We start from the raw sequence: 23,030 nt of genomic DNA, 5'->3' as shown, positions 1-23,030 counted from the left end.
AACTCGGGGATTTGTACGTGGGTGAGGGAAGACGGTTCGCGCGTGGCGCGAATGCCCACTCATGCGATGAGACTGCATGAATGGGGCACCCGGCACCCGGCGAATGCCCACCTTAGCGGCGATGAGACCGTCGCGAGGATGGGGCACCCGGCCGGGTGCTCCGCTGATGGCGATTAAATTTTATTGGTGGATTGCATGTTGTTGGATTGTCCTGCTGGAGTTAGTTACCGGTGATTCTGAAACGGACGAAGGCTACTACTCCCCAGGGATGGGCTCCGTAGGTGGAGACTAGGGCGCTGGGTGTGGTGTAGGTGGTGAACTGGGCTCCTGGGGCGGTGAGCAGGTGAGGGAGGACGCGGTAGTCGCGATCGTAGCCGAAGGAGTAGGCGGCGACGTGGCCGATGGGGGATTCGGTGAAGTTGGGAGGGAGTGGGGAGCCGGGGGGGATGAGGAGTTCGTTGGAGCGGCCGGCGTTTTCTATGCGTGTCCATACGTAGTTGCGGGTGCGGAATTTGAGGAGGGATTCGAGGAGGTAGGAGTTTACTTTGCTGTTGTCGGTAAGGGATTTTGTGCGGCCCCATATGAGAGTGGTGGACCAGTTGTTGGTTGCTGTGGTGCCCATGTCCATGCCGGGCATGCTGGTGGTGTTGTGGTGAATGCCGAAGGGAAGGTTGTAGATGACGGAGGCGGTCTGGCGCTGCTGGTCTTCGTGGGGGTAGAGGGCTTCGGGGCTGACGATGTGGGCGACGGAATATTGGGTGCTGAGGTTTTTTGTTGGGGCGAAGGTGATGCGCGAGGAGTAGCTGTCGACGGCGTGGCCGTTGGGGGAGGGTTGGAAGCCCCAGCGCTGCTCGGTGGGCTCGGCGCCGTGGAAGCCGGACTCTTCGAAGCGGAGCCAGCGCCATGTGATGCCGCCGGTGAAGACGTTGAAGGCGATGTGGGTGGAGTCCTCCTGGTGGTGGCCGAGGGCGGCGATGGGATCCTCGGACGCGGAGAGGCGGTGGGGGTAGGCGGTGGGGCCGATGGCGGGGTCGCCCACGGGGGCGGCGTAGAGGCTGAGGAGGGTTTGTTTGCCGAGGCGGAGGTCGTAGAGGGCGGCGACCTCCATGAAGAAGTCGTGGGGGTGCTGGCCGTCGATGATGGGTTTGCCGAAGGCGGTTTCGCCTTGCTGGAAGAGCTCGGGGAACTGGCGGCTGGAGATAGTGGCGGGTTCGAGCGAGAGCATGGTGCGGAGGGTGAGCTGGCCGTATTGGCCGTGGGAGCCGAGCTGACGAATGGCCATGGGCATGATCCAGTTGGTGGAGTAGACCTTGTCGCCGCCGCGGGCGTTGGCGGGGCTGGGGCAGGAGAGGTTGAGTTGGTTGCAGGCGTCGGGGGATGGCCCGGTGGGATTGGATGCTGTGTGTTGCTGGATCGCGGAGATGGAGGCGGTGCCGTGGAGCATGAGCATCCATCCGTGGGTTGAGTGCATGAGCATGGAGACGGGAGTGGAGGCGGGTTCGGCGCTGGTGCCGGAGGTGGTGTGATTGAGGATGGCGTCGATGAGGTTTGATGGCGGCTTCATCATGTCCATGCTCATGTTCATTGGCATGGTGGTCTTGTCAGGCGGGGATGTCTGATCGGAGTCCATCTTCATGCCGGGCATGTTTGGCATGGGTTGGTTTGTCTGAGCCAGTGTCAGCGATGGCGTGAGAAAGGCCAACGAAAACAGGGCCGCTGTGAGGATGGAGCGCATGAGAGTTCCTTGTCTTGAGGCGTGCGTTGTTGAGGACAGCGTTGAAGGCGCTGTAACGCGGGGAGGCTCAAGAGGGAATCAGATACGAAGCGGGGTGCGAGGAGGGAGTGGAGGCGGTGCCGTGAGTCGAAGGACGGGTGCGAGCAGTGGGGATGAGATCTCGTAGCCGAGTGCTGAGACAGGGATTGCGTGGAGTTGGAGCTGCGGCTCAGTCTGTGTAGAAGCTACTGCAGGTGCTTGCTGCTGCTGTGCGCTGCAACAGGAGGGATCGAGGGGCGATTGTTTGGGGCAGTGATCGCAGGAGGATTGCTTCGGCTGTGCGATCGTGACGCAGGTGGCTGCGCTGACGAGAAGAGTCAGGAGGCAGAGCAGCGTCGCGAAGAGGTGCACAGCTTTTTTCATCGTTGTACGGTTTGACGAAGATATCGGGGCAAGGGATACATATGCCCGTGGAATTATTTTGCTGTTGCGATTGTATTCTCAAGTGAGTTGGAGGGGAAGGTATTCGGGCTGGTGTTTGATTTCGTGTTGCAGCAGCCAGCGTTTTCGCTCGATGCCTCCGCCGTAGCCTGTGAGCGAACCGTTGGATCCGACGATGCGATGACAGGGGACGACTACACCGATGGGGTTGGAGCCGTTGGCTAGTCCGACTGCTCTGACGGCCCTGGGTCTGCCGATCTGTTCGGCGAGCTTTGCATAGGAGACGGTTGTGCCATGTGGGATCGTGCGCAGCGCGCGCCAGACGTCGCGTTGAAATGGGGTGCCGGCTGTGCGTACGGGGAGTTCGTCTATAGCGGCGAGCTCTCCTGCAAAGTAACGCTTCATCACGTCGGATAGTCCAGACGGATTGCTGGCTGGCTCAAGCCTGAACCCGTTGTGGCCATAGTGAAGCCGGAGGGACTTATGCAGGCGGTCTTCATGGTCTGTCCATTCAACGGCTCGCAGGTTTCCGTCGTGATCGGCTACGATGACCATCTCGCCGATCGGCGTGTCGAATCGATCTATCAGCAGATTTAGGGGTTCATGCATGTGCTCTCTCGCTAGGAAAAACTTCGTTTGCGTTGGCGGCCCACAGGTGTTGTGCCGCGTAGGCGCGCCAGGGTCTCCACGACTCGGCGCGGGTGAGGAGGCTGGTTGGAGTCGCGGGGGTTCCATCGACCTTTGCGGCGCCACGGAGCAGGCCGATGTCGGATGCGGGGAAGGCGTCCATCTCGCGAAGTGCGCGGAGGGCGATGTATTGGGCGGTCCAGTCGCCGATACCAGGAATGGTGCGCAGACGCGCGATGGCTTCTTCGGTTGTTCCAAGCGGACGGAAGAGGTTGGGGTCGTCGGCTGCTGCTTGCGCGAGCGCTTTCAAGGAGGCGAGGCGTGCGGCGGGCATGCCCAGGCCTAGTGATTTTGCGGTGGCGATGCGCTTTGCTGTGGGGAAGGTGTGGGTGAGGCCTGCAGGTATGCTGGGGCTCTTTAGTAACGGCTTGCCGTGGAGGGCGACGAGTTGTCCTGCGAGTTTGCGGGCGGCAACGACGCTGATCTGCTGGCCGAGGATCGCGCGAACGGCTAGTTCGAATCCATCCCAGCCGCCTGGGGCACGCAGGCCCGGGCGTAGGGCTACCCACGGCGCCAGCTGCGGATCGTGCGAGAGATGTGCGTCGATGGTCTCGATGTCTGCGCCGATGTCGAAGAGGCGACGCACGCGGGCTACGATTGCCGGAAGAGACTTCACGGATGGGAAGATGATTGTGACGCTCAAGCTATTCTTCTGCGGCAGGTGCGCCACCGCGATGCTTCCCACCGAGCCATCAACTTCGACCGTGCGTCGATAAGTTTCTTTTTCGATCACTTCGACACCGGGGATTGCTCGAGCTTGAAGGAAGCTAAGCATGGATTGCCAGTCGTAAGGCGGGCGATAACACAGGCGGAGTGTGATGCCTGCCTCGGCAACTGGACGACTTGCGGAAGACTTTCGCCGCAGTGTGCTGGGTGGGCGATGGAAGAGTTTTTGAAAGAGTTCATTGAACCTGCGCAGGCTACTGAAGCCTGCAGCGAGCGCAACTTCGGCCATGGGCATTTGAGTTTCGTGGATGAGATGTTTGGCGAAGAGGATGCGCCGGGTTTGGGCTACGGCGATTGGTGAGGCTCCCAGGTGCTGAAGGAATAGCCTTCGTAGTTGGCGCTCACCGACGCCAAGACGTTCGGCGAGTGCTTCGACGGTCTTGTTTTTGCCGTCTAGCGCGCCGTCGGCGATGAGGGCCAGAGCGCGCGAGACGGTGTTGGAGGTTCCTCGCCATGAAGCTGACTCAGGGGCGGTTTCGGGGCGACAACGGAGGCAGGGTCGATACCCAGCTTCGTGAGCGGCTGCGGCGGATGGGAAGAAGGTGCAGTTTTCGTACTTCGCGGTCCGAGCCGGACAGATGGTGCGACAGTAGATGCCGGTGGACTTGATGCCTACAAACATCAGGCCGTCGAAGCGAGGATCGCGGGTTTGGAGAGCCCGGTGGCAAGTCGCTTTATCCGGCAGTTCCATCCATGAAGTTTCTCATGCGGGGCTCGTGAAACTCGCGGTTTTCGGACGCGTACAGTTTTTTGAATTGCAGATGCTGGATTAGGGTACTTTGATGCCTGGGAGATTCATTGAGACGCTGCGGCGTGTCGCAGGAGGATGATGTCGACGCGGCGGTTCTGGGTGCGTCCGTCTTCGGTGTCGTTGCTGGCGACGGGGTGAAACTCGGCGTAGCCAGCGGCGGCGAGCTTGGCGGGATCGATAGGGCCGCGTTCGAGGAGGAGGCGCGCGATGGCGGTGGAGCGGGCGGTGGAGAGCTCCCAGTTGCTGGCGAACTGCGCGGTGTGGATGGGGACGTTGTCGGTGTGGCCTTCGACGCGGAGTGGACCTGCGGGGAGGGTGTTGGCGAGGATCGAGATCATGGGGATCGATGCCGGGCGAATCTCTGCGGAGCCGGAGGGAAAGAAGCCGGCTTCGTGAAGGGAGATAACGAGGCCATCTGGGGTGATGCGCATGGCGATGCCGCCGGGAGGGATGCCACCGGCGGCGACCTGTTCGGCGATGAGTTTGCGCAGGCGGGCTTCGGTCTCTTCTAACGTTTCCTGCGGGCTCTCTGCGCTGCTTGAGGATGGAAGGGGACGCACGATCGGCGAGGGGATGGAGTTGGTGATCGCGGAGGCGTTGATGTCGGTGAGCGGCGGCGTCTTCGAGTGAGCGTCGAAGGTGCCGAGGGGAGTGAAGGCGGTCTGCATGGCTTCGGAGAGCTTGAGCTGCTTTTTCTTGTCCGACTGGCTGGAGGCGAAGAGGACGACGAAGAAGGCGAAGAGCAGCGTGATGAAGTCGGCGTAGGATACCAGCCAGCGCTCGTGGTTGACGTGCTCGGGATGTTTCTTCTTGCTCATGCGCCAGCCTCTGCGGCCTTGCCGGACTTGGGTGGATGCGAGTCGAAGAGGTAGGTGCGGAGCTTGGTCTCGATCATGCGCGGATTCATGCCCTCGAGGATGGAGATGACACCTTCGAGCATCATCTCTTTGATCATCTGCTCTTCGCGGTGGCGGAACTTGAGTTTGCCTGCGGCGGGGAGACAGATGAGATTGGCCATGGCGACGCCGTAGATGGTGGCGACGAAGGCGACGGCGATGCCGCGACCAACCTCATCGATGTTGGAGAGATTCTTCATGACCTGGATGAGTCCGAGGACTGCGCCGATGATGCCGACGGTGGGAGAGTAGCCGCCGGCGGCCTCGAAGACAGCGGGGATCTTTTCTTCGATCTCGGATTTGTTGTCGAGTTCGAGCTGCATGATCTTGCGGACCTCCGACGGTTCGGTGCCGTCGACCGCGAGCATGAGGGCTTGTCGGAGGAAGGGGTCGGAGACGGTGGAGAGGTCGGCGTCGAGGGAGACGATGCCACTTCTGCGGGCCTTGTTGGCGAAGGCGACGATCTGGGCGAGCGTGGCTTCTCCGTTTGATCCTTTGTGGAGGAAGACTTTTGCGGCGGCCTTGATGGCGGCGAGGAAGATGTTCATCGGAAACTGGAGCATGACGGCGCCGAGTGTGCCCCCGATAACGATCATGGCCGCAGTGGGCTGGGTGATCTGGGCGATGCTGCCGCCTTCGACCATCATGCCGGCGAGAATGCCGATGAGGGCGAGAGCGATACCACCAATGCTGGCGATGTCCATGGGTCTCCTCTTCCAGGGTGAAGTTGATTATTCGTGAGAGGCTTTGCGGTCTGGATTCTTGTCTGCGTTGCGAAGCTGCTGGTCGGCGTCGTGCGCGGACCTTGCGATGAGAGCGGGTGCGGCCTCGGGCCAGGCCTGGCGAAGGACGGCGGCGCGGAACTCGAGGGTGAGCTGCGAGACCTGGCTGCAGGGCTCGAGGACGATGAGCTTTTCGCCGGTGATCAAGGTGAGGACGGTGTCGGGTGAGGCTTCGGCGTATTTGATGAGGTCGCAGTTTACGGCGAGAGGACTACCGTTGAGGCGTGTCAGTTCGATCATGTGTTTAAGGACTCCTCCCAGATGTCTCATCGGCGGGGAAGTTGCTGTCAATAGGAGCATGTGGAAGGTGACCATGACGGTGGAGCGAAATGAGATTTGCGTAAAGTCGGCGCGGGTGACGCCGATGAGGGGTTTGAACGCGGAGCCTACCGCTAGGTGAACCGGATCTCACAGACTGCTTCGGCAGTGAGGTGAGTTCGCCGGTCGGACACCCGGGACTGGCGTCGCGGTAACTCAAACCGAGCAGTACAGGAGCGTTTACCCATGTCCTTGGGCATTCTTACCAACGTTGCAGCAACCTATGCAGAGAACAACCTCAACCAGACACAGGGCAGTCTCCAGAATGTCCTTCAACAGCTCTCTTCTGGTTCGCGCATCAACAGCGGCGCGGACGACGCGGCCGGCCTTTCGGTTGCTGACGGTCTTCGCGCCAACGAAGCTGCTTTGACCCAATCGGCCCAGAATGCCCAGAACGGTGTTGGCTTGCTGCAGACCGCCGATGGCGCTCTGTCGCAGGTGACGAACCTGCTCGACCGGGCGACGACACTGGCGACTGAGGCTTCTAACGGTGGTTTGACCGCGGCGCAGTCGACTGCGGCCGATACGGAGTTTCAAAGCATCATCACAGAGATCGGCAACATCGGCGGCAAGACGAACTTCAACAGCACCGGTGTCTTTTCAGCGGTTGCGACGAACTTCGTGGTCACCGACGGTACCACAGCGGGAACGACGACGATTGCCACCACGACCGGTGCTTTGAGTTCGACCAGCATTGGCGGGGTCACGTTCGCTCCCGCTACCGACACGCTGACGACCGCAGCATTGGCCAAAACCACGCTGACCGATATTACCAATGCGATCTCCGGTATTTCGGCGCAACGCGGAACCCTCGGCGCCGGCATCAACCAGTTGAACGCCGCTGCGAACGTTGCCAGTTCGGAAGAGGTGAACCTTTCGTCTGCTGAGAGCAGCATTCGTTCGACCAACTACGGTCAGGCGACCAGCGATCTGGCGAAGTTCCAGGTGCTGAGCCAGACCGGTATCAGCGCGCTGGCGCAGGCCAACAGCGTGCAGCAGGAGATTTTGAAGCTGCTGCAGTAAGACGTGGAAGCGAGCGGCGGCCGGATGAGATGGTCCGGTCGCCGCTGCTTCGGTTATGGGCCTCCGATGATCACACTTAGAGATTTCTAATTCAACGGGCCATCAGGCTGGCTCGACGATTGCTTATTGCCGTGTAGGAAAGCGGGAAGATGACATGGGTACAGTTGGATTAAGTTTCGGATCGGCGACCAGCGGCCAGGGATTTGACGTAGCGACAACCGTCACGGCGATTCAGGCGTCGGAACAGGCGATTGAAACTCCGTGGAAGAATCAACTGACTACGCTGCAGGCCCAGGATACGGTCTTCAGCGGGCTTGGGACTGACCTCGGAAGCCTCACGACAGCCTTGCAGTCGCTGACGGATTTTAACGGAGTCTTTGCGGAGAAGCAGGGATCGAGTTCCAATACCGATCTGTTAAGTCTTACCTCTGCTGGTTCGTCGGCTGTGGCCGGTAGTCACACGGTCACGATTACCCAATTGGCGCAGACCTCATCCGATGTTTCGACCGGGATCCCGAGTGCCAGCGATACCCTTACCGGTACCGTGACGATTCAGGGCAAAGTGTTTGACACTGCTACCAATGGCAGCAATACGCTTACGGGCCTGGCTGCCGCGATCAACTCGGCCGCCATCGGTGTCACTGCCAGCGTGATTACGGATTCTTCCGGGTCGCGGCTCTCGCTTGTAAGCGGAACCAGCGGTGCGGCTGGACAACTGGCCGCCATCACCAGCACCCTGGCCGATGGTGCCACCAGCATAACGTTTCCGGGCCCTCCCAATAGCGGTCAGCAGGGACAAGACGCTCAAATAACCGTGGATGGGGTTCACGTCACGAGTCCGTCCAACACCGTGACCGGAGCGATCTCCGGTGTGACCTTTCAGCTGCTCTCGTCTGCCTCTCCTGGGACGCAGGTACAAGTGCAGGTTACCGACAACACGACGGACATAGAAACGGCTGTGAGTAACTTTGTCTCCGCCTATAACACGGTGGTTAAGGACATTAATACCGAGGAGACGAATAGCTCTACAGGCACTGCTCCAGCTCTTCTGGGGAGTCCGATATTGGCTCAGTTGCAGAGCCAGCTAACGGGGGCGCTCTTCGGAGGGTCGGCGAGCGGCTCGATCAACAATTTTGGCCAGTTGGGAATCAGTCTGAACAACGACGGGACTCTGACACTGGACTCGAGTACGCTCAGTAGCGCGCTCAGTTCGAATCTCTCCGACGTTACCGGGTTTTTTCAGAGTTCAGGCAGCTTCGGCCAGACGCTCACAACGGCGGTGAACAATCTCGGCACGCAGGCTCCCAACGGCGCGATCTATCTTGCGCAGCAGCAGAATGCGGCGCAGGAGAAGGCGTTGAATGCAGACATCGCTAACGAAGATACGTTGCTCTCGGAGCAGAAAACACAGCTTACAAATGAGCTGAATGCTGCGAACCAGATCCTGCAGTCCATTCCCAGCCAACTGAACCAGGTGAATGAGATTTACAGCGCCGTTACCGGCTTCAACCAGAATCCGAGTGGATAAATCAATGAGTGAAAGAAACTATCAGCAGCAGTCTTTGGGGGGCGCAACCGGAGTTGAGCAGATCGTTGCGCTTTACGATGGCATGGTTCGGTTTCTTTATCGGGCGATGCAGTGTGTGGAGGAGGACGACGTTCGCGGGCGACGCATCGCGGTGAAGAAGGTGCTGGATATTCTGACGTATCTTCAGGCCCGGCTGCGTCCGGATCTGGGCGGAACGGTGGCTGCTTCGCTGGCAGACTTCTACGCGACGATGTTCACGATGACGCTGGAGGCATCGCATCTGGAGTCGAAGGAGCAGTTTGAAGAGGTGATCGGGTTTGTTCGCAATGTTCGGGAGGCATGGATGGTAGTGGCACGCGATCCGGAGGCAGGCAGGGTGTTGCCAAGAGAGCTGCGGACGCGGGAGGAGCGGTTCGTTCCGCAGGCGGAGGTGTATGGGCCTGTCGGTGAGGTTGCTGCTTCGGGGTGGTCGGCGTAGTTTTGTCAGCTGGTCAGCGAGTCAGCTAGTTAGCCAGCAGCATGTTGGCAAATACGATTCGTCTCCTCGTCAGGCTTACAGCTAACTAGCCGGCTGGCTTGCTAACTTGCTGACTCGCTAGGTGGTTACGGCTAGCTCTTCTTCGAGGCGTTGCTTTTCGAAGAGGCTGGTGTAGTAGCCGTTGCGTGCGATGAGTTCTTCGTGGGTTCCCAGCTCTGCGATGCGGCCGGCTACGAGGACGGCGATCTGGTCGGCGTTGCGGGCGGTTGAGATTCGGTGGGAGATGAAGATGGTGGTGCGGGTGCACATGCCTTGGCGCAGGCCGTTGAGGATGCGCTCTTCGGTGTAGGTGTCGACGCTGGCCAGGGCGTCGTCGAGGATGAGGATGCGGGGCTCGCGGATAATGGCGCGGGCGATGGCGGTGCGTTGCTTCTGGCCGCCGGAGAGGGTAATTCCGCGCTCGCCTACCATGGTTTCGAAGCCTTTGGGGAACTCGAGGATCTCGTTGCCGATGTGCGCGATGTTGGCCGCGTCCTGGATCTGCTCCTGCGAGGCGTCGGGCCGGCCGAAGGCGATGTTCTGGCGGATGGTGTCGGAGAAGAGGAAGGTCTCTTGCGGGACGAAGCCGATCTGACGGCGGATGTCGGCAAGTGGGTAGGAGCGGATGGGTTCGCCGTCTACGAGAACCATGCCGGGAGCGGCGTCATGCAGGCGTGGGACGAGACCGACGAGGGTTGATTTTCCGGAGCCCGTGGGGCCTACGATGGCGAGGCTGGTGCCTGCGGGGATGCGGAGGTTGATGTCCTTCAGGACTGCGGGTGCATCAGGGTAGGCGAAGGTTAGATTGCGGAACTCGATGTCGCCGGCGATCTCTTCTGCGTCTTCGAAGCGATGGAGTTGCTGCGGGGTGACGTCCTGATCGGTGATGGCGGGTTGTTGCTTGAGGAGCTCGTCGATGCGGACGATGGAGGCGGTGCCGCGCTGGAAGAGGTTGACGACCCAGCCTACTGCGATCATGGGCCAAGTGAGCTGCACCATGTAGACGTTGAAGGAGGTGAACTGGCCTACGGAGATGTGGTGGGCTACGACCTCGTGGCCGCCTACCAGCAGCGTGATCATCAGCGAGAGGCCGAGGACGAACTCGAGAGTGGGCCAGAGCATGGCCATGAGGCGAACCAGATGAAGGCTGCGCTTGATGTACTCGAGATTGGCGGTTTCGAAGGAGTCGATCTCGGCGTCTTCCTGCGCGAAGGCCCGGATGAGACGGGCGCCGGAGAAGTTCTCCTGGGCCTTGGCGGAGATGTCGGAGAACATGGCCTGGATGCGCTCGAAGCGGCGGTGGATGCGGTTGCCGAAGTACTGGACGAGAATCGAGGCGATGGGGAGGGGGACGAAGGCGAAGAAGGTGAGCCGAGGGCTGATGCGGTACATGAAGGGCAGCGCGGCTGCGGTGAAGACGATGGTGTTGGCGCTGTACATGATCGCCGGGCCGAGGAGCTGGCGGACGGCGTTCAGGTCGTTGGTGGTGCGCGCCATGATGTCGCCGGTGCGGGTGGTGTGGTAAAAGCTGGGGGCCTGACGTTCCAGATTGCTGAAGAGATCGTTGCGGAGATCGAACTCGATCTCGCGGGAGGCTCCGATGATGACCTGGCGGGTGATGTAGAGGAAGATTGCGGAGAGGACCGCGATGAGGAGCAGGCGAAGGGTGTGGTGGACGACTTTGGATTCGGTGATGCCGTTCTGCATGTCGTCGATGGCGTGGCCGATGACGATGGGGATGAGCACCTTGATGGTGTTGTAGAGGATGACCGCGACACCGCCCCAGGCGAGATTCTTCCAGTATCGCCTGAGGTAGGGTGCGAGCGGTTTAAGTCGTTCCAGCATATTGGTTTCTGAGTGTCCTTGGGGTTGCTAGGGATCAGATGAGGCTAGAGGGTCTCAGGGTGCGGAGGATTGGTGGTTGGAGTGGTTGGAGTACTCGGAGCAGTTGGCGTGGTTTGAGTTGTCGGCGTAGTTTGAGTGGTTGGGGTTGTCGGGGTGGTTTGAGTCGACGGCGTTGTCGGAGTGGTTGGAGTCGACGGAGTAGTCGGTACGGTCTTTTGAGGGGATTCGGGCGCAGTTGGTGCAGCAGGAGGTGTCTTGGGTTGGGGCGGCGTGTCGGACATGGAGACTAGTTCGACGTCGAAGATGAGGTCCGCTTTGGCCGGGATGACGGGGGGACGGCCGGATTCGCCGTAGGCCAACTGGTATGGAACGAAGAGGCGGCGTTTGCCCCCGACGTGCATTCCTTGGAAGCCCGTGTCCCAGCCCATGATGACGCGATGTGCGCCGTAGGGGAAGGTGATCGGCTCGCCACCTGGGTGGTCGAAGGAGGAGTCGAACTTGGTGCCGTTGGTGAGCCAGCCGGTGTAGTGGACGGTGTAGTACTTGCGCTCTTCGGCGGGTGCGCCGGTGCCGATTTTGGTGTCGATGTACCTGAGCGTGTAGAGGGGTCTGGGGAGGCCGACTACCTTGGGGATGTTGGGAGGTGTGGTGACGGTCTTTGCGGTTGTGGTGGTGTGGTGCGGGGTGGTGGTTGTTGCCTTCGGGGTGGTTTGGGCGGTGGCGGCGGTGGTTAGAGCGGCCAGGAGGGCTATCGAGGAGAGCTTTGCAGTCATTGTGGTTCCAGTTTAGGACGTTTGGGCGAATCGGAGGTGAACTGGTGGTTTTTTGGTGCGGCGGCAAAATCTATTTAGTTATTTGGTTGAATAGTTTTGGGTTTTGGGTTATATTCAACCGCATGGTTGAATTGTCAGTTACTTCTTTGGATTCCGTGTTTCATGCACTTTCGGACGCTACGCGTCGGGCGATTCTGCGGGACGTTAGCCGGGAGGCCCGGACGGTGGGGCAGATTGCGGAGCCTTACAACATGTCGCTGGCGGCCGTTTCGAAGCATCTGCAGGTGCTGGAACGGGCGGATTTGATTCGGCGGGAGAAGAAGGGCAACTTTCGGATGGTGCAGTTGAATGCGGATAGTTTGCGGGCAGCGCAGGAGTGGCTTGCCTACTACGAAACCTTCTGGACGGGCCAGTTGGATGCCCTTCAGAATTACCTGGAGACGGCGGAGACGCCGGGAGAGGATGTGCGGAATGGCAACTCTGGAACTGGAACAGAAGAAGAATGATGGAAGTGATTTGAAGCTTGAGTTGACACGAGTGATTCGTGCGAGCCGGACACGGGTCTATGAGGCTTGGACGCGACCGGAGATTCTGCAGAAATGGCATGCGCCCGGAGATATGACCTTTGTGAGCGCAACGCTCGATGTGCGTGAGGGAGGAACTTACGAAGTTTTGTCGCAGGGGATGATGTGTGCCAAGGAGGGAATGACGGAGGAAGAGAGAAAGCGCCAGGTAGCGGTTCGCGGGGAGTATCTACGCGTGATTCCGAACGAGCTGCTGCAGTTTACGTGGAACGGAAGTTGGGCTCCGACGGAGACCTCGATGGTGACGGTGTTTTTGAGAGATGTCGAGGGCGGAACGGAGATTCGGTTGCGGCATGAACAGTTCGCTACTGAGGGTTCGCGAGATGGTCATGGGATGGGCTGGGAGAGCTTGTTTAACAAGCTGGCCGCAGCTATCGAGGCTTGATGAAAAAGAGCGGCGGCGGACGGGTGGGTCCGCTGCTGCTTGGAGCTATCGGTACATTCGAAGATTCGAAAACAACAGCAGATTCCTTCGCTTCGCTGCGGAATGACAAACAAAAAGCAGCAACAGAGGTAGGGGCGAGGTAACAACGTTTTCGTTCGAATGACGGCTAAGTAGGGGTGCGCAGGAGTAGGTAGGTGCCGGTGATGCCGAAGAGGAGATCGGGTGTCCAGGCGGCGAGGACTGCGGGCAGGGTGTTGACGTTGCCTAGGGATTCGAAGATGAGCGCGACGACCCAGTAAGTGATGGCGAGGCCGATGGCTGTGGCGATGCCGGTGAGCGAGCCCTTTTTGCCCATCGATAGGGCGAAGGGGATGGCGAGGATGGCCATGACTAGAGTGATGAGCGGGTAGGCGATCTTTTTGTTGAGCTGTACGCTGAGGCGCTTGGTGTCGAAGCCGGATTGCTTGAGGTCGGTGATGTAGCGGGAGAGCTCGGTGTAGCTCATCTCCTGCGAGGGGATGTACTCCTTCTTGAAGTAGGTTGGCTGCTCGCGAATCTCGGGGAAGGTGGCAACGGTGAAGGGTTGGTAGCTGGCGATGGTTTCGCCGGAGAAGGTGCGCTGCCAGCCGTTGTCGAAGACCCAGTTGTTGACTTTGGGGTCCCATTGGGCGGTTGCGGCGAAGATGCGCCGCTGAAGTGTGAATGAGGCTGGGTCGAACTCGAAGACGGTGAGGTTGGCGAAGGTGTCTTTTTCCGCGTTGAAGTACTGGTAGTAGAAGATGCGGGAGGGTTCGCCGGCGTTGTTGGTCTGGCCGGAGATCCACTGGCGGTCTGGGCGCAAGAAGGTTTGGGTGGGCTTGTCTTTGATGATGGAGAGGAGAGCTTCCTGGCGGCGGTTGGCGGCGGGGAGGTAGAGCTCGTCGAAGACGAAGAGGCCGGCGGAGATGAGGATGGTGACGATGAGGACTGGCGTGATGATGCGGTAGAGGCTGATGCCGCTGGACTTCATTGCGGTGAGCTCTGAGGTGCGGCTGAGGGAGCCAAAGGTGACGAGGACTGCGACGAGCGCGCACAGGGGTGTGATGTTGTAGAGGATGTAGGGGATGAGCGTGACGAGGTATTCGCCTACGGTGATGAGGGGAGTGCGGTTTTTGAAGATGGGACCGATGAGCTCGAAGAAAGTGAAGATGAGGAAGAGGGTGGAGAAGGAGCTGAGGACGATGGCGAAGTTAGTTGCGTACTCGCGCATGACGTAGTCGTCGAGCAGAAGAGGGAACTGGATGCGGATGATGCTGCGGAAGCGGCGGAGGAGGGTGGCGACGTCGTGGTTGGAGCGGGCGTTGGCGGACTCGTGGCCGTTGCTGGTGAGGCGTGTGATGAGCTTGCTGAGCCAGACGCCGATGGTGGAGACGAGGCTGAGGGCGATGCCTCCGCGGGACATTTGATAGAGGAGAAGCGCACCGGCGGCAGCGAAGAGAAGGTTCGCTCCCCAGACGCCGAGGAAGGGCGAGAGCTTGCCTGATTGCGCGAAGGCTACTCCTACGGACGAGAGGAAGTAGTAGATGAAGACGAGGAGGATGGTGAGGACGAAGCCGGTGGATTTGCCTCCGCGTTTGGAGGAGATGCCGAGCGGAACGCCGACGAGCATGAGGACGAGACAGGCGAAGGGGTAGGAGAAGCGCTTGTTGAACTCGATGCGGTAGACGGAGGATTCGTGGCCGCTGGTGGCTTGATCGGCTTTGGCGCGGCGCCAGAGTTCGGGTAAAGAGAGCGCCTGGATAGGCGTGTTGACGCGGCCGAGGTGTGCGTCTTCCGGGGCTTCGGTCTCGATGGGGACGTCGGTGCTCGAGAAGGTGGAGATGTTGTATTGGTTGGGGTCGGTGGAGGAGGTATCGTGCTGGCCGCCGTTGAGCAGATGAAGGCGGATGGTCTGCGCGTCGGCTGTGTTGGGCGTGCCGTTGACGACGATGGCCTGGTCGGCGGTGGTGATGTGCGGGTCGGCCGGCTCTGTGAGGTCGGCGAGGAAGACGTGATGCCAGAGGGCGGCTCCGGCGGCGGGGCTGACGTCCTGGATGTAGAGGACGCGGTCTTTGAACTCTTCGTAGAATACCCGGGGCTGGACTTCGAAGGAGGCTTGCGAAGACTTTAGAGATTCGCCGAGGGCGATGAGGCCGGAGGCGGCGCGTGGGGCGAGGTAGAGTGAGTTGAAGAGGCCGAGCGCGAGGGCTACGGCGGAGACGATGGAGACGATGCGGACGAAATCGATGGCACCCATGCCGCTGGCGCGCATTGCGGTGATCTCGCTGTCGGCGGCGAGGCGTGAGAGGCCGAGAAGGATGCCGACCAGGACGGCCATTGGAATGGTGACGGTGAGGGCTGGAGGCAGGGTGAAGGCGATGATGCGGGCGACGTCTCCCATGGTGGCGGAGTCGCGTACGACGAAGTCGAGGATGCGCCCGAGGTCGCGCATGAAGATGACGAAGGTGAAGAGGGCTCCGCCGAGGAGGGCGTGCGAGGTGACTTCGCGGAGGATGTAGCGGGTGATGATGCGCATTTGTTTGCTGCTTGGTGGAACTGGTTCAAGTGTATCGCGTGTGTGGACAATTGCTGATTGAGAGAGAAGGAGTTAGGCGCTGAGTTTGTGCTGAGGCAACTCGCGGAGAGATTGTGCACTCCATCTTCCGAGAGCAACATGCTGAATGCGAGGATCTCGCGTGGCTGTTGATGCCGAATGCGAGCCGGGAGTTTGAGACGTGGTGGTGGTGGAAGTTGGAGCCGAGATTCAGAACAACTATGTGATTCGCCGATGTCGTTAGATATTTTTGCCTCTGAGCGTCGTGCTGTTGAGCTTTCGCCGAGCAGGATTTTGCTGGTGGATGACGATCCGGATATGCGGGCGCTGACGCGGACGTTTTTGGAACATGAAGGCTATGGAGTCTTTAGCTCCAGCGACGCCGAGCGGGCTGCGCAGATCTTTCGCAGTGTGCCGGAGATCGATCTGCTGGTGACGGATCTGTATATGCCGGGCAAGTCGGGGATGGAGCTGGCGCGGGAGCTGAAGATGATCCGCGGCGGGCTGCCGGTGTTGATGATCTCGGGTGGGATGGTGGACAGCGCGCAGAAGCTGCGGCTGGAGCAGGAGGGCTGGAGCTTTTTGGCGAAGCCCTTCCGGTTGCCGGAGTTGCTGAGCAAGGTGCATCGGATTCTTGCACCGGAGGAGGCGCGGAGGTGGAAGGAGGCGCGGTAGGCTTTCCTCGGTTCGGCTGCCGATTGGCGTTTACCTGGCGGCGTTAGTTGGAGTTTTCTGCGCCGGCGTTGGACGTCGGAGCGAGACTTTTTTCCATGAGAATGAAGTGGCAGGGAAGGATAAGAACTTCGGGGCGGACGTAGGGTGCTTCGCCGACGATTTGATATCCCTTCCGCTGATACCACGCGACGAGGTCTGGCCGGAGATTGACGACTGAGATCTCGATGACACGGGAGCCACGGTTGCTGCAGAACTCTTCGCCGATCTGCAGTAGATGCGTTCCGATTCCGCCGCGCTGACGGTCGGGATCGGTCGCGATCATTCCGATATAACCGCGGCTGTTCTCGCGCAGTTCGGTGTAGACCAGACCGAACAACCCGCCTGCGTCTTCGAGGAGCAGGAAGAAGCCATTGCGGAGGTACTCTGCGACCTGCGAGGGATTGGTGCGCTCGGTGCGCTTGAAGTAGTTGTCGGGGGCGAAGGTGCGGTTGAGGAAAGGGACCAGCCAATCGGCGTCCTCGGTGGTGGCTAGCCGCAGACCGGCGACTGTGTTCTCTGTTTGGAGCAGGCTCATGTTTTTTCCTGACTGGATTTAGGGGAGGACTTGGCGGCAGACTGTCGGACGTTTTCCGTGACCATCGTCTGGGGGCCTCCCATTAATTTAGATGTTCTAGGGGTTGGCGAGGAAGCGATAGCCGATGCCGCGGACGGTGACGAGGTGTTGGGGGTCGGCGGGATCGTCCTCGATGTAGCGGCGGAGACGGACGATGAAGTTATCGATGGCACGGGTATCGGTGTCTTCGTGGACTCGCCAGACGTCTTCGAGGATGGCTGAGCGTGAGACGATCTGGCCTTCGCGCTCGGTGAGGTAGCGAAGGAGATCGGCCTCCATGAGAGTGAGGTGGGTGATGCGGTTGGGGGCGATGAGCTCGAGAGTGTCGAAGCGGATGGTGCGATGATTGAAGGCGTACTCGTCAGTCTGATCGGCAATGGCGGGCGGTGGGGTCTCTGGCGTTGAGGCGTTCTGCCAGGCGGTGCGGCGGAGGAGCGATTTGAGGCGGACGAGAAGGATGTTGAGGTCGAAGGGCTTGGCGAGGTAGTCGTCGGCGCCGGCCTCGATGCCTTCGAGAACCTCTTCGGGGCGGGAGCGGGCGGTGAGCATGAGGATGGGTGTGTAGTGGTGGGCTTCGCGGAGTGCGCGGACGATGGTGAATCCGTCGGCGCCAGGGAGCATGCCGTCGAGGAGAATGGCGGCGATGTGTTCTTCGGGGGTGGTTTTTTCGGCGAGGAGATAGGCGAGGGCGGCGTCGCCGTCGGATTCGTGGCGGGTGCGATAGCCTTCGGCCTGCAGGTTGAAGAGGAGGCCCTGGGCAAGATGCTCTTCGTCTTCGACGAGAACGATGAGTGGGGCGGTGGGTTCGGTCATGGCGTTTCCGATTTAGCTTTTTTGTAACTTGTTGCGTTACGATCTTTGCAGTAGAGGCGTGAGGAGGTCGCTGAGGCCGTTCCATGCTATCTGAACTCCGATGCAAAGCAGAATGAAGGCGACGACACGGAGGATGCCGTGCGCGGTGGCCGGTGAGATGGTGCGGGCTATTTTCGGGGCATAGGCGTAACAGAGATAGATGAGAGCGCTGAGCACGATGACGGCGATGAAGAGGCCTGCGTGGGCGAGGACTTTGTCTTCGAGGGTGGTCTGCTCGGTGTGCACACTGAGGGTGAGCATGACTACGATACAACCGGGACCGGCGGTGATGGGGAAGGTGAAGGGGTAGAAGGCTTTCTGCTGCAGGCTGTCGATCTCTGCGGGTGTGACGGCAGGGGCTGCGGCTTCGGTCTTCTCTGGGCTGGGAGTGCTGTCCGGTTGGTTCAGGAGCGACCAGGCGATCATGGCGATGACCATGCCGCCGGAGACCTGGACGATTGGCAGAGAGATGCCGAAGAAGCCGAGAAGATACGAGCCGATGAGTTCGATAACGGCGAAGAAGATGACGGTGTTGATGGCGATTCGGCGGGCGAGACCACGATAGATGTCGATGGGCGCAGCGCCAACAAGGCCCAGGAAGATAAGCGCGGAGCCGAGGGGGTTGACGAGCGGGAGAAGCGCGCTAAATCCCAAGGCGAAGTATTTCCAGAGCAGAAACATGGAGGTCACGGATTCGGTTGAGATGAACTACGAACTTTGATGCGATTGTACGTTGGGTGGCGGCACGGAATACAGGGATCTCTCCACTGCCCCTTCGACTGCGCTCAGGGTCCGGTCGAGATGACGTTTTGCTTTTTATCCTGAGACGAAGGAGCGAAGATTGCTCTAGTTAGAAATTGAGGAGGATGCTGGCGCGGCGAGGGGAAGGGTGATGGAGATGGTGGTGCCGAGGCCGGGACCGGGGCTGGTGGCAGTTGCTTCGCCGCCGTGCTGACGGGCGATGTTGCGCACGAGGAAGAGGCCGAGGCCGGTTCCCTTGATCTTGGCCATGGCGCGGCCGGGGACGCGGTAGAAGCGCGTGAAGATGCGTTTGAACTGGTTGGCGGGCAGACCGACTCCGGTGTCGGTGACGCGGAGTGCGACCCAGGTGTAGTTGGAGATGGCGAGCGAGCAGCGGATGGCAACGCCTTCAGGGGAGTATTTGACGGCGTTGTCGAGGACGTTGAGAACGGCGGTGCGGAGGTCTTCGGCGATGCCCTGAGTGTAGAGGCGGACGACACCGGAGATGGGTTCGAGGACGATGCTTTCGGCGGGGAGGTGGTGGCGCTGGAGTGTGATGGCGATGCAGTCGGCTACGAGGGACTCCATGTTGATGAGGGTGCGGTTTTGCTGGCGTTGGCGTTGGCCAAGCTGGCCGGCTTTAAGGACCTGCTCGACGGTGGCGAGGAGACGGTCGGAGTCGGAGAGCATGATCTTGTAGAACTCCTGGCGCTGGGGTTCCTCTATGGGGCGGCGCTGGAGGGTTTCGAGGTAGAGGCGGATGCTGGCGATGGGGGTTTTTAGCTCGTGGGTGACGGCGTTGAGGAAGGAGTCCTGACGCTCGTTGCGGCGGATCTCGCGGACGAGGAAGACGGTGTTGAGGACGACGCCGGCGATGAGTGCGGCGAAGAGGATCACGCCGAGGACGGCGATGGCTACGGTGCGCTTGTTGAGAATGATCCAGGTGATGTTGAGAGTGATGAGGCCACCGACCAGGAGAGCGCCGAGTGTGATGAAGAAAGCGATAGCTCCGCGACGTCGGGTGATGTTCATGCTACATGAGAATATAACTGGTAAGTCTCATGGGTCGGTTGCGGCTTGGGTTATAGAGAGCGATGCTTTCGGCGAGGTGGCAGTGGGAGTCCTGGAAAGGGTTCGGTGGTCGCTAGAAAACCGTGGAGTGGCGGGAACGGTGACGTCGGCGGCCAAGAGCATAGGACGCAGGCTGAGGCGGCCTGATGAGGTGCGAGCGGCTCATCCGTTTGACGTACATCACGGAGTGAGGACCGACGGATTGATCCCTGGACATGATCTGGCGGTCGGGCATGCTAACGACAGATTTATTGCGGGATATGCGGCGATACCACCTTCGCGCTTTAGAGGAGCGATGAAGAAATGGTTTGAGTCTGGGCCTGCGCATGCCATCGGGGACTACACCTTTGTCGACTTTGGATGTGGGAAGGGGCGCGCGGTGCTGCTTGCGTCTGAGATGCGATTTCGCGAGGTCGTCGGGGTGGAGTTGAATACGGGACTGGCTGAACTCGCGCAGGAAAATGCAGAGGTGTGGACGAAGGCTGGTAAGGCGCTGTCGCCGATACGGATTGTGTGTGGTGATGCGTTGGAACTGGAGTGGCCGGAGGGGCCCTGCCTCTTATATATGTACAACCCGTTTGGAGAGCAGGTGATGCGGCAGCTGGTTGAGAGGATTCAGAGTCGATTTGCCGGAAGGCCGCGCGATCTCGAGGTGATGTATCAGAAGCCGGAGCAGGCGGTTGTTTTTGGAGACGGGTTTCAGATGGTGTGGTGTGAGGCGATTGCGATGTCAGAGGAGGACCGGGTGGCGGATCCGGTGGCAGACCCGAAGGATGAGAGCCAGGCGTACCGCTTGCGCGTGTCGTGATGTTTGATTGGTGGGGCTTTGGTCACGGGGTTAGGTAGCGCCGGGCTAGATTATCCATGAGTTTTTCAGGCTCGTCGCAGAGGCCAGTGTGAACGGGGGAGACTTGGATAATCGTGCTGCGCGGCGAGGCGAGCCAGTGGAAGCGTTCGCGTTGGCTGAGTTGCGAGATGGGACCGGCTGTGGGATCTGCGGCGCAGATTTTCGGGAAAGCTTCGAGGTGGTTACGAACCAGATCGAGGTTGAGGTCTGGCCACAAGGCACGAAGGCGTTGATTGTCGATGTGGATGCGGGCTTCGAGGAAGCGCTGTTGCAGGCAGAAGACGACGACGCCTGCGTTGAGGAACTCTTCGCGCTCGACACGGGGGACGACGCGAATAACTGCGTAGTCAAATGAGATGGGCGCGAGCACGGATGGCCTCCTGGGTGAAGATTGGGGATGCTGCCAGACGGCGGGTGAGGAGATCGAGATAGGCTGCGCGTGCCTCGGCGGGAGTGGGATGGCTGGACTGAAGCCAATCGTCGGGAATCTGCGCGAGGATCTCGTTGAGGACCGAAGAGTTGAGGCGGGTGGTTGCTTGAGCCGCAATTTCTTCGAGCTTCGATGCCCAGGGCAGAAGGATGTGGTTGCGGATGTCGGCGAAGGGAGAGTCGGCGAGGCGGCCGGCGTCGGGCCAGTTGTGGTGAAAGTAGAGGGCGGCTCCGTGGTCGATGAAGTAGAGCTGGCTGTGCCAGTTGAGGAGATTGGCGTTGCGGGGGGTGCGGTCGACGTTGAGGGTGAAGGCGTCGAACCAGACGGCGAGGGAGGCGGTGTGGGGGTCGGCTTTGTCGCCGGCGGCGGGGTCGAACATGGAGGAGCCGGGGAGATAATCGAGGGCGAGGTTGAGTCCGGCGCTGGCGCGAAGGAGGTCGCGAATCTCCTGATCGGGCTCGTTGCGTCCGAGTGCGGGATCGACGTGAGCGAAGACAAGCTCGGGGATGTTGAGACCGAGGGTGCGGCCGATTTCGCCGGCGACGAGTTCGGCCACCAACGCGAGGGGACCCTGACCGGCGCCGCGAAATTTGACGACGTAGAGACCCAGGTCGTCGGCCTCGATAATTGCGGGAAGAGAGCCGCCTTCGCGGAGGGCGGTGACATACTGAGTGGCGCGAATGGTGCGAAGCATTGCTGCTTAGTGTAGCCGCAGGAAGCCGATTCGGGTGTAATCGACTTCCTGCGGGGTAGTGTTAGCGGACTCGAAAGTCGGCGCGGCAGCCTCGGTCAACCCAAAGGCCTCGTCGGTCCACATCCCAGGTCTGGCCACGAACGCAAGGGGAGCCGCTGATCTGCCGGACGAGTCTTACATCGCGGCTACGGCCTATGTCACACCATCTTCTGCCTCCGTCGTTGGAGGAGCAGGTGACGATAGCACCGGAGCCGGGTCCAGGCGGCGGAGGTGGTGGTCCTGCACGGCCGACGATGAACTCGGCGCGGCAGCCGCGGTCGACCCAGAGGCCACGGCGATCCACTCCCCAAGTATTGTCGCGGATGCAAGGGGAGCCGCTGATCTGGCGGACCAGGCGGACATCGCGAGATGGCCCGATGTTGCACCAGTTTCTGCGGCCGTCGTCGGAGGAGCAGGTAATTCTCGGGGGTGGACCGCCGTAGCCGGGTTGCGCGGCTGCGGGTGTGGGTGTGGCGCAGGTGCCCGCGATCAGGAGGGTGGCTATCAGGAGGAGCTTGGTTGTGAGCTTCATCTTGCCTCTTTCGAGTTGAAGATTGGCACGGTCTTTGAAGTGGTTGCGGTTCCGAATGAGGATAGCGTGGAGTTGGATGCTTGTCGAGATTGGTTGCAGAGATTTTAAAAAGCCGTCACCCCTTTCGGAGGACGGCTTTTTGGTTTGGTGATGCTCGGCTAGCGGGCTTCGAAGTCGGCGCGGCAGCCTCGGTCTACCCACAGGCCGCGATTGTCGATGTTCCAGGTCTGGCCGCGGACGCAGGGAGATCCGCTGATCTGCCGGATGAGACGAACCTCGGTTCGGGAGCCGATGTCGCACCAGTTTCGTTCTCCGTCGTTGGAGGAGCAGGTGATTGTGACGGGAGGAGGAGGCGGTTCAAAGCGACCAACGAGGAAGTCGGCGCGGCAGCCACGGTCTACCCAGAGGCCGCGTTGATCGACGCCCCAGGTGTCGTCCTGGATACAGGGAGAGCCGCTGATCTGTCGCGCCATGCGGACGTCGCGATCGCGAGAGGGGCCGATGTCGCACCAGTTTCTGCGTCCGTCGTTGGAGGAGCAGGTGACGGTGATAGGAGGAGGTGGCGGTTCTCTGCGGCCGATGAAGAACTCGGCGCGGCAGCCACGGTCGACCCAGAGGCCACGACGATCGACGCCCCAAGTGTCGTCCTGGACGCAGGGGGAGTCGCTGATCTGCCGGACCAGACGGACGTCGCGAGAGGGACCGATGTCGCACCAGTTTCTGCGGCCGTCGTCGGAGGAGCAGGTAATCCTGGGGGGTGGGCCGCCGTAACCGGGTTGCGCGGTTGCAGGCGTGGGTGTGGCGCAGGCGCCGGCGATAAGAAATGTGGCTGTCAGGAGGAGCTTCGTTGTGCGCTTCATTTTGCCTCTTTTCGGGTTGAGGATTTGCCATTGGCCCTTGAAGCGGTTGCAGTTCCGGATGAGGATAGCGCGGAGTTGGATGCTTGTCGAGATTGGATGCAGAGATTGAAAAGGCCGTCACCCCTTTCGGAGGA

General features: G+C 60.4%; 25 protein-coding genes. 7 read left to right on the top strand and 18 right to left on the bottom strand.

What is annotated here, in order from left to right:
- Window positions 1-220: 220 nt before the first annotated feature.
- From HDF10_RS10675 to HDF10_RS10645, 7 genes are all read right to left on the bottom strand, one after another.
- Window positions 221-1,735, bottom strand: a complete 1,515-nt coding sequence (locus tag HDF10_RS10675; protein WP_183813154.1) for a hypothetical protein — start codon at window positions 1,733-1,735, stop codon at window positions 221-223.
- A gap of 78 nt (window positions 1,736-1,813) precedes the next feature.
- Window positions 1,814-2,137, bottom strand: coding sequence for a hypothetical protein (locus tag HDF10_RS10670; RefSeq protein WP_183813152.1), 324 nt, complete (start codon window positions 2,135-2,137; stop codon window positions 1,814-1,816).
- 78 nt (window positions 2,138-2,215) lie between these two features.
- Window positions 2,216-2,764, bottom strand: a complete 549-nt coding sequence (gene ogt, locus HDF10_RS10665; protein WP_183813150.1) for a methylated-DNA--[protein]-cysteine S-methyltransferase — start codon at window positions 2,762-2,764, stop codon at window positions 2,216-2,218.
- On the bottom strand, window positions 2,757-4,259 hold the full coding sequence (locus HDF10_RS10660) for a DNA-3-methyladenine glycosylase 2 (protein ID WP_183813148.1): 1,503 nt from the start codon (window positions 4,257-4,259) through the stop codon (window positions 2,757-2,759). Before HDF10_RS10660 ends, ogt begins: the two co-directional genes overlap by 8 nt.
- A 104-nt stretch (window positions 4,260-4,363) precedes the next feature.
- Complete coding sequence (locus HDF10_RS10655) at window positions 4,364-5,137, bottom strand: flagellar motor protein MotB (protein WP_183813146.1); 774 nt, start codon at window positions 5,135-5,137, stop codon at window positions 4,364-4,366.
- Complete coding sequence (locus HDF10_RS10650) at window positions 5,134-5,919, bottom strand: flagellar motor protein (protein WP_183813144.1); 786 nt, start codon at window positions 5,917-5,919, stop codon at window positions 5,134-5,136. The genes HDF10_RS10655 and HDF10_RS10650 overlap by 4 nt, the downstream gene beginning before the upstream one ends.
- A 27-nt stretch (window positions 5,920-5,946) precedes the next feature.
- A complete protein-coding gene (locus HDF10_RS10645; protein ID WP_183813142.1) occupies window positions 5,947-6,237 on the bottom strand; it encodes a flagellar FlbD family protein in 291 nt (96 codons plus the stop codon).
- A gap of 264 nt (window positions 6,238-6,501) precedes the next feature.
- Between HDF10_RS10645 and HDF10_RS10640 the strand changes: the two genes are divergently transcribed.
- The 3 genes from HDF10_RS10640 (at window position 6,502) to fliS (ending at window position 9,344) form a co-directional block, all read left to right on the top strand.
- Complete coding sequence (locus tag HDF10_RS10640) at window positions 6,502-7,338, top strand: flagellin (RefSeq protein WP_183813140.1); 837 nt, start codon at window positions 6,502-6,504, stop codon at window positions 7,336-7,338.
- A 154-nt stretch (window positions 7,339-7,492) separates the two neighbouring features.
- Complete coding sequence (gene fliD / locus HDF10_RS10635) at window positions 7,493-8,866, top strand: flagellar filament capping protein FliD (RefSeq protein ID WP_183813138.1); 1,374 nt, start codon at window positions 7,493-7,495, stop codon at window positions 8,864-8,866.
- Between the two features lie 4 nt (window positions 8,867-8,870).
- Complete coding sequence (gene fliS / locus HDF10_RS10630) at window positions 8,871-9,344, top strand: flagellar export chaperone FliS (protein WP_183813136.1); 474 nt, start codon at window positions 8,871-8,873, stop codon at window positions 9,342-9,344.
- A gap of 117 nt (window positions 9,345-9,461) precedes the next feature.
- Here the strand turns inward: fliS and HDF10_RS10625 are convergent, their stop codons facing one another.
- Together HDF10_RS10625 and HDF10_RS10620 are read right to left on the bottom strand one after the other, a co-directional pair.
- The gene (locus tag HDF10_RS10625) at window positions 9,462-11,228 is read right to left on the bottom strand and encodes an ABC transporter ATP-binding protein (RefSeq protein ID WP_183813134.1); all 1,767 of its coding nucleotides are present in this window, start codon (window positions 11,226-11,228) and stop codon (window positions 9,462-9,464) included.
- A gap of 44 nt (window positions 11,229-11,272) precedes the next feature.
- Complete coding sequence (locus HDF10_RS10620) at window positions 11,273-12,001, bottom strand: FKBP-type peptidyl-prolyl cis-trans isomerase (protein WP_183813132.1); 729 nt, start codon at window positions 11,999-12,001, stop codon at window positions 11,273-11,275.
- A gap of 155 nt (window positions 12,002-12,156) precedes the next feature.
- On the opposite strand from HDF10_RS10620, the gene HDF10_RS10615 reads away from it, so the two are divergent.
- Both HDF10_RS10615 and HDF10_RS10610 read left to right on the top strand, forming a co-directional pair.
- Complete coding sequence (locus tag HDF10_RS10615; RefSeq protein WP_221271622.1) at window positions 12,157-12,507, top strand: ArsR/SmtB family transcription factor; 351 nt, start codon at window positions 12,157-12,159, stop codon at window positions 12,505-12,507.
- Window positions 12,473-12,970, top strand: a complete 498-nt coding sequence (locus HDF10_RS10610) for an SRPBCC family protein (protein WP_183813128.1) — start codon at window positions 12,473-12,475, stop codon at window positions 12,968-12,970. The genes HDF10_RS10615 and HDF10_RS10610 overlap by 35 nt, the downstream gene beginning before the upstream one ends.
- A 166-nt stretch (window positions 12,971-13,136) precedes the next feature.
- On the opposite strand, the gene lptF is transcribed toward HDF10_RS10610, so the two are convergent.
- Window positions 13,137-15,524, bottom strand: a complete 2,388-nt coding sequence (gene lptF / locus HDF10_RS10605; RefSeq protein ID WP_183813126.1) for an LPS export ABC transporter permease LptF — start codon at window positions 15,522-15,524, stop codon at window positions 13,137-13,139.
- Window positions 15,525-15,776: 252 nt separating this feature from the next.
- Here lptF and HDF10_RS10600 point away from each other — a divergent pair, with 252 nt between their 5' ends.
- Complete coding sequence (locus HDF10_RS10600) at window positions 15,777-16,217, top strand: response regulator (protein ID WP_183813124.1); 441 nt, start codon at window positions 15,777-15,779, stop codon at window positions 16,215-16,217.
- A gap of 43 nt (window positions 16,218-16,260) precedes the next feature.
- Here HDF10_RS10600 and HDF10_RS10595 read toward each other — a convergent pair whose 3' ends face one another.
- The 4 genes from HDF10_RS10595 to HDF10_RS10580 form a co-directional block, all read right to left on the bottom strand.
- Window positions 16,261-16,791 (bottom strand): GNAT family N-acetyltransferase, encoded by a 531-nt coding sequence (locus HDF10_RS10595; protein ID WP_183813122.1) that lies wholly within the window; start codon window positions 16,789-16,791, stop codon window positions 16,261-16,263.
- A 96-nt stretch (window positions 16,792-16,887) separates the two neighbouring features.
- The gene (locus HDF10_RS10590; protein ID WP_183813121.1) at window positions 16,888-17,643 is read right to left on the bottom strand and encodes a response regulator transcription factor; all 756 of its coding nucleotides are present in this window, start codon (window positions 17,641-17,643) and stop codon (window positions 16,888-16,890) included.
- 36 nt (window positions 17,644-17,679) lie between these two features.
- Window positions 17,680-18,363 carry a MarC family protein gene (locus HDF10_RS10585; protein ID WP_183813120.1) on the bottom strand — a complete coding sequence of 228 codons (684 nt, stop codon included), beginning with the start codon at window positions 18,361-18,363 and terminating at the stop codon, window positions 17,680-17,682.
- A gap of 165 nt (window positions 18,364-18,528) precedes the next feature.
- Window positions 18,529-19,455: a sensor histidine kinase gene (locus tag HDF10_RS10580; protein ID WP_183813119.1), complete on the bottom strand. Its 927-nt coding sequence runs from the start codon at window positions 19,453-19,455 to the stop codon at window positions 18,529-18,531.
- Between the two features lie 334 nt (window positions 19,456-19,789).
- Between HDF10_RS10580 and HDF10_RS10575 the strand changes: the two genes are divergently transcribed.
- Window positions 19,790-20,302 carry a methyltransferase domain-containing protein gene (locus HDF10_RS10575; protein ID WP_183813118.1) on the top strand — a complete coding sequence of 171 codons (513 nt, stop codon included), beginning with the start codon at window positions 19,790-19,792 and terminating at the stop codon, window positions 20,300-20,302.
- A gap of 22 nt (window positions 20,303-20,324) precedes the next feature.
- Here HDF10_RS10575 and HDF10_RS20930 read toward each other — a convergent pair whose 3' ends face one another.
- The 4 genes from HDF10_RS20930 to HDF10_RS10555 form a co-directional block, all read right to left on the bottom strand.
- Entirely contained in the window at window positions 20,325-20,711 is a 387-nt protein-coding gene (locus tag HDF10_RS20930; protein ID WP_183813117.1) for a DUF3037 domain-containing protein, read from the bottom strand.
- Window positions 20,689-21,465, bottom strand: a complete 777-nt coding sequence (locus HDF10_RS20925; protein WP_183813100.1) for a HipA family kinase — start codon at window positions 21,463-21,465, stop codon at window positions 20,689-20,691. The genes HDF10_RS20930 and HDF10_RS20925 overlap by 23 nt, the downstream gene beginning before the upstream one ends.
- Before the next feature lie 61 nt (window positions 21,466-21,526).
- Window positions 21,527-22,036 (bottom strand): DUF3011 domain-containing protein, encoded by a 510-nt coding sequence (locus HDF10_RS10560; protein ID WP_183813098.1) that lies wholly within the window; start codon window positions 22,034-22,036, stop codon window positions 21,527-21,529.
- Window positions 22,037-22,194: 158 nt separating this feature from the next.
- Window positions 22,195-22,896 carry a DUF3011 domain-containing protein gene (locus tag HDF10_RS10555; RefSeq protein ID WP_183813096.1) on the bottom strand — a complete coding sequence of 234 codons (702 nt, stop codon included), beginning with the start codon at window positions 22,894-22,896 and terminating at the stop codon, window positions 22,195-22,197.
- Window positions 22,897-23,030: the final 134 nt, after the last annotated feature.

Origin of the sequence: Tunturiibacter empetritectus (assembly GCF_014201375.1) — a bacterium.
GTDB classification, from domain to species: Bacteria; Acidobacteriota; Terriglobia; order Terriglobales; family Acidobacteriaceae; genus Edaphobacter; species Edaphobacter lichenicola_D.
The sequence above is the reverse complement of the archived record's forward strand: the minus strand, read 5'-3'. Positions and strand labels throughout refer to the sequence as shown.

Bases quoted from the DNA above. Each gene is read 5' to 3' on its own strand.
- HDF10_RS10675 (WP_183813154.1), bottom strand. From the start codon at position 1,735: ATGCGCTCCATCCTCACAGCGGCCCTGTTTTCGTTGGCCTTTCTCACG.
- HDF10_RS10670 (WP_183813152.1), bottom strand. From the start codon at position 2,137: ATGAAAAAAGCTGTGCACCTCTTCGCGACGCTGCTCTGCCTCCTGACT.
- ogt (WP_183813150.1), bottom strand. From the start codon at position 2,764: ATGCATGAACCCCTAAATCTGCTGATAGATCGATTCGACACGCCGATC.
- HDF10_RS10660 (WP_183813148.1), bottom strand. From the start codon at position 4,259: ATGGAACTGCCGGATAAAGCGACTTGCCACCGGGCTCTCCAAACCCGC.
- HDF10_RS10655 (WP_183813146.1), bottom strand. From the start codon at position 5,137: ATGAGCAAGAAGAAACATCCCGAGCACGTCAACCACGAGCGCTGGCTG.
- HDF10_RS10650 (WP_183813144.1), bottom strand. From the start codon at position 5,919: ATGGACATCGCCAGCATTGGTGGTATCGCTCTCGCCCTCATCGGCATT.
- HDF10_RS10645 (WP_183813142.1), bottom strand. From the start codon at position 6,237: ATGATCGAACTGACACGCCTCAACGGTAGTCCTCTCGCCGTAAACTGC.
- HDF10_RS10640 (WP_183813140.1), top strand. From the start codon at position 6,502: ATGTCCTTGGGCATTCTTACCAACGTTGCAGCAACCTATGCAGAGAAC.
- fliD (WP_183813138.1), top strand. From the start codon at position 7,493: ATGGGTACAGTTGGATTAAGTTTCGGATCGGCGACCAGCGGCCAGGGA.
- fliS (WP_183813136.1), top strand. From the start codon at position 8,871: ATGAGTGAAAGAAACTATCAGCAGCAGTCTTTGGGGGGCGCAACCGGA.
- HDF10_RS10625 (WP_183813134.1), bottom strand. From the start codon at position 11,228: ATGCTGGAACGACTTAAACCGCTCGCACCCTACCTCAGGCGATACTGG.
- HDF10_RS10620 (WP_183813132.1), bottom strand. From the start codon at position 12,001: ATGACTGCAAAGCTCTCCTCGATAGCCCTCCTGGCCGCTCTAACCACC.
- HDF10_RS10610 (WP_183813128.1), top strand. From the start codon at position 12,473: ATGGCAACTCTGGAACTGGAACAGAAGAAGAATGATGGAAGTGATTTG.
- lptF (WP_183813126.1), bottom strand. From the start codon at position 15,524: ATGCGCATCATCACCCGCTACATCCTCCGCGAAGTCACCTCGCACGCC.
- HDF10_RS10600 (WP_183813124.1), top strand. From the start codon at position 15,777: ATGTCGTTAGATATTTTTGCCTCTGAGCGTCGTGCTGTTGAGCTTTCG.
- HDF10_RS10595 (WP_183813122.1), bottom strand. From the start codon at position 16,791: ATGAGCCTGCTCCAAACAGAGAACACAGTCGCCGGTCTGCGGCTAGCC.
- HDF10_RS10590 (WP_183813121.1), bottom strand. From the start codon at position 17,643: ATGACCGAACCCACCGCCCCACTCATCGTTCTCGTCGAAGACGAAGAG.
- HDF10_RS10585 (WP_183813120.1), bottom strand. From the start codon at position 18,363: ATGTTTCTGCTCTGGAAATACTTCGCCTTGGGATTTAGCGCGCTTCTC.
- HDF10_RS10580 (WP_183813119.1), bottom strand. From the start codon at position 19,455: ATGAACATCACCCGACGTCGCGGAGCTATCGCTTTCTTCATCACACTC.
- HDF10_RS10575 (WP_183813118.1), top strand. From the start codon at position 19,790: ATGAAGAAATGGTTTGAGTCTGGGCCTGCGCATGCCATCGGGGACTAC.
- HDF10_RS20925 (WP_183813100.1), bottom strand. From the start codon at position 21,465: ATGCTTCGCACCATTCGCGCCACTCAGTATGTCACCGCCCTCCGCGAA.
- HDF10_RS10560 (WP_183813098.1), bottom strand. From the start codon at position 22,036: ATGAAGCTCACAACCAAGCTCCTCCTGATAGCCACCCTCCTGATCGCG.
- HDF10_RS10555 (WP_183813096.1), bottom strand. From the start codon at position 22,896: ATGAAGCGCACAACGAAGCTCCTCCTGACAGCCACATTTCTTATCGCC.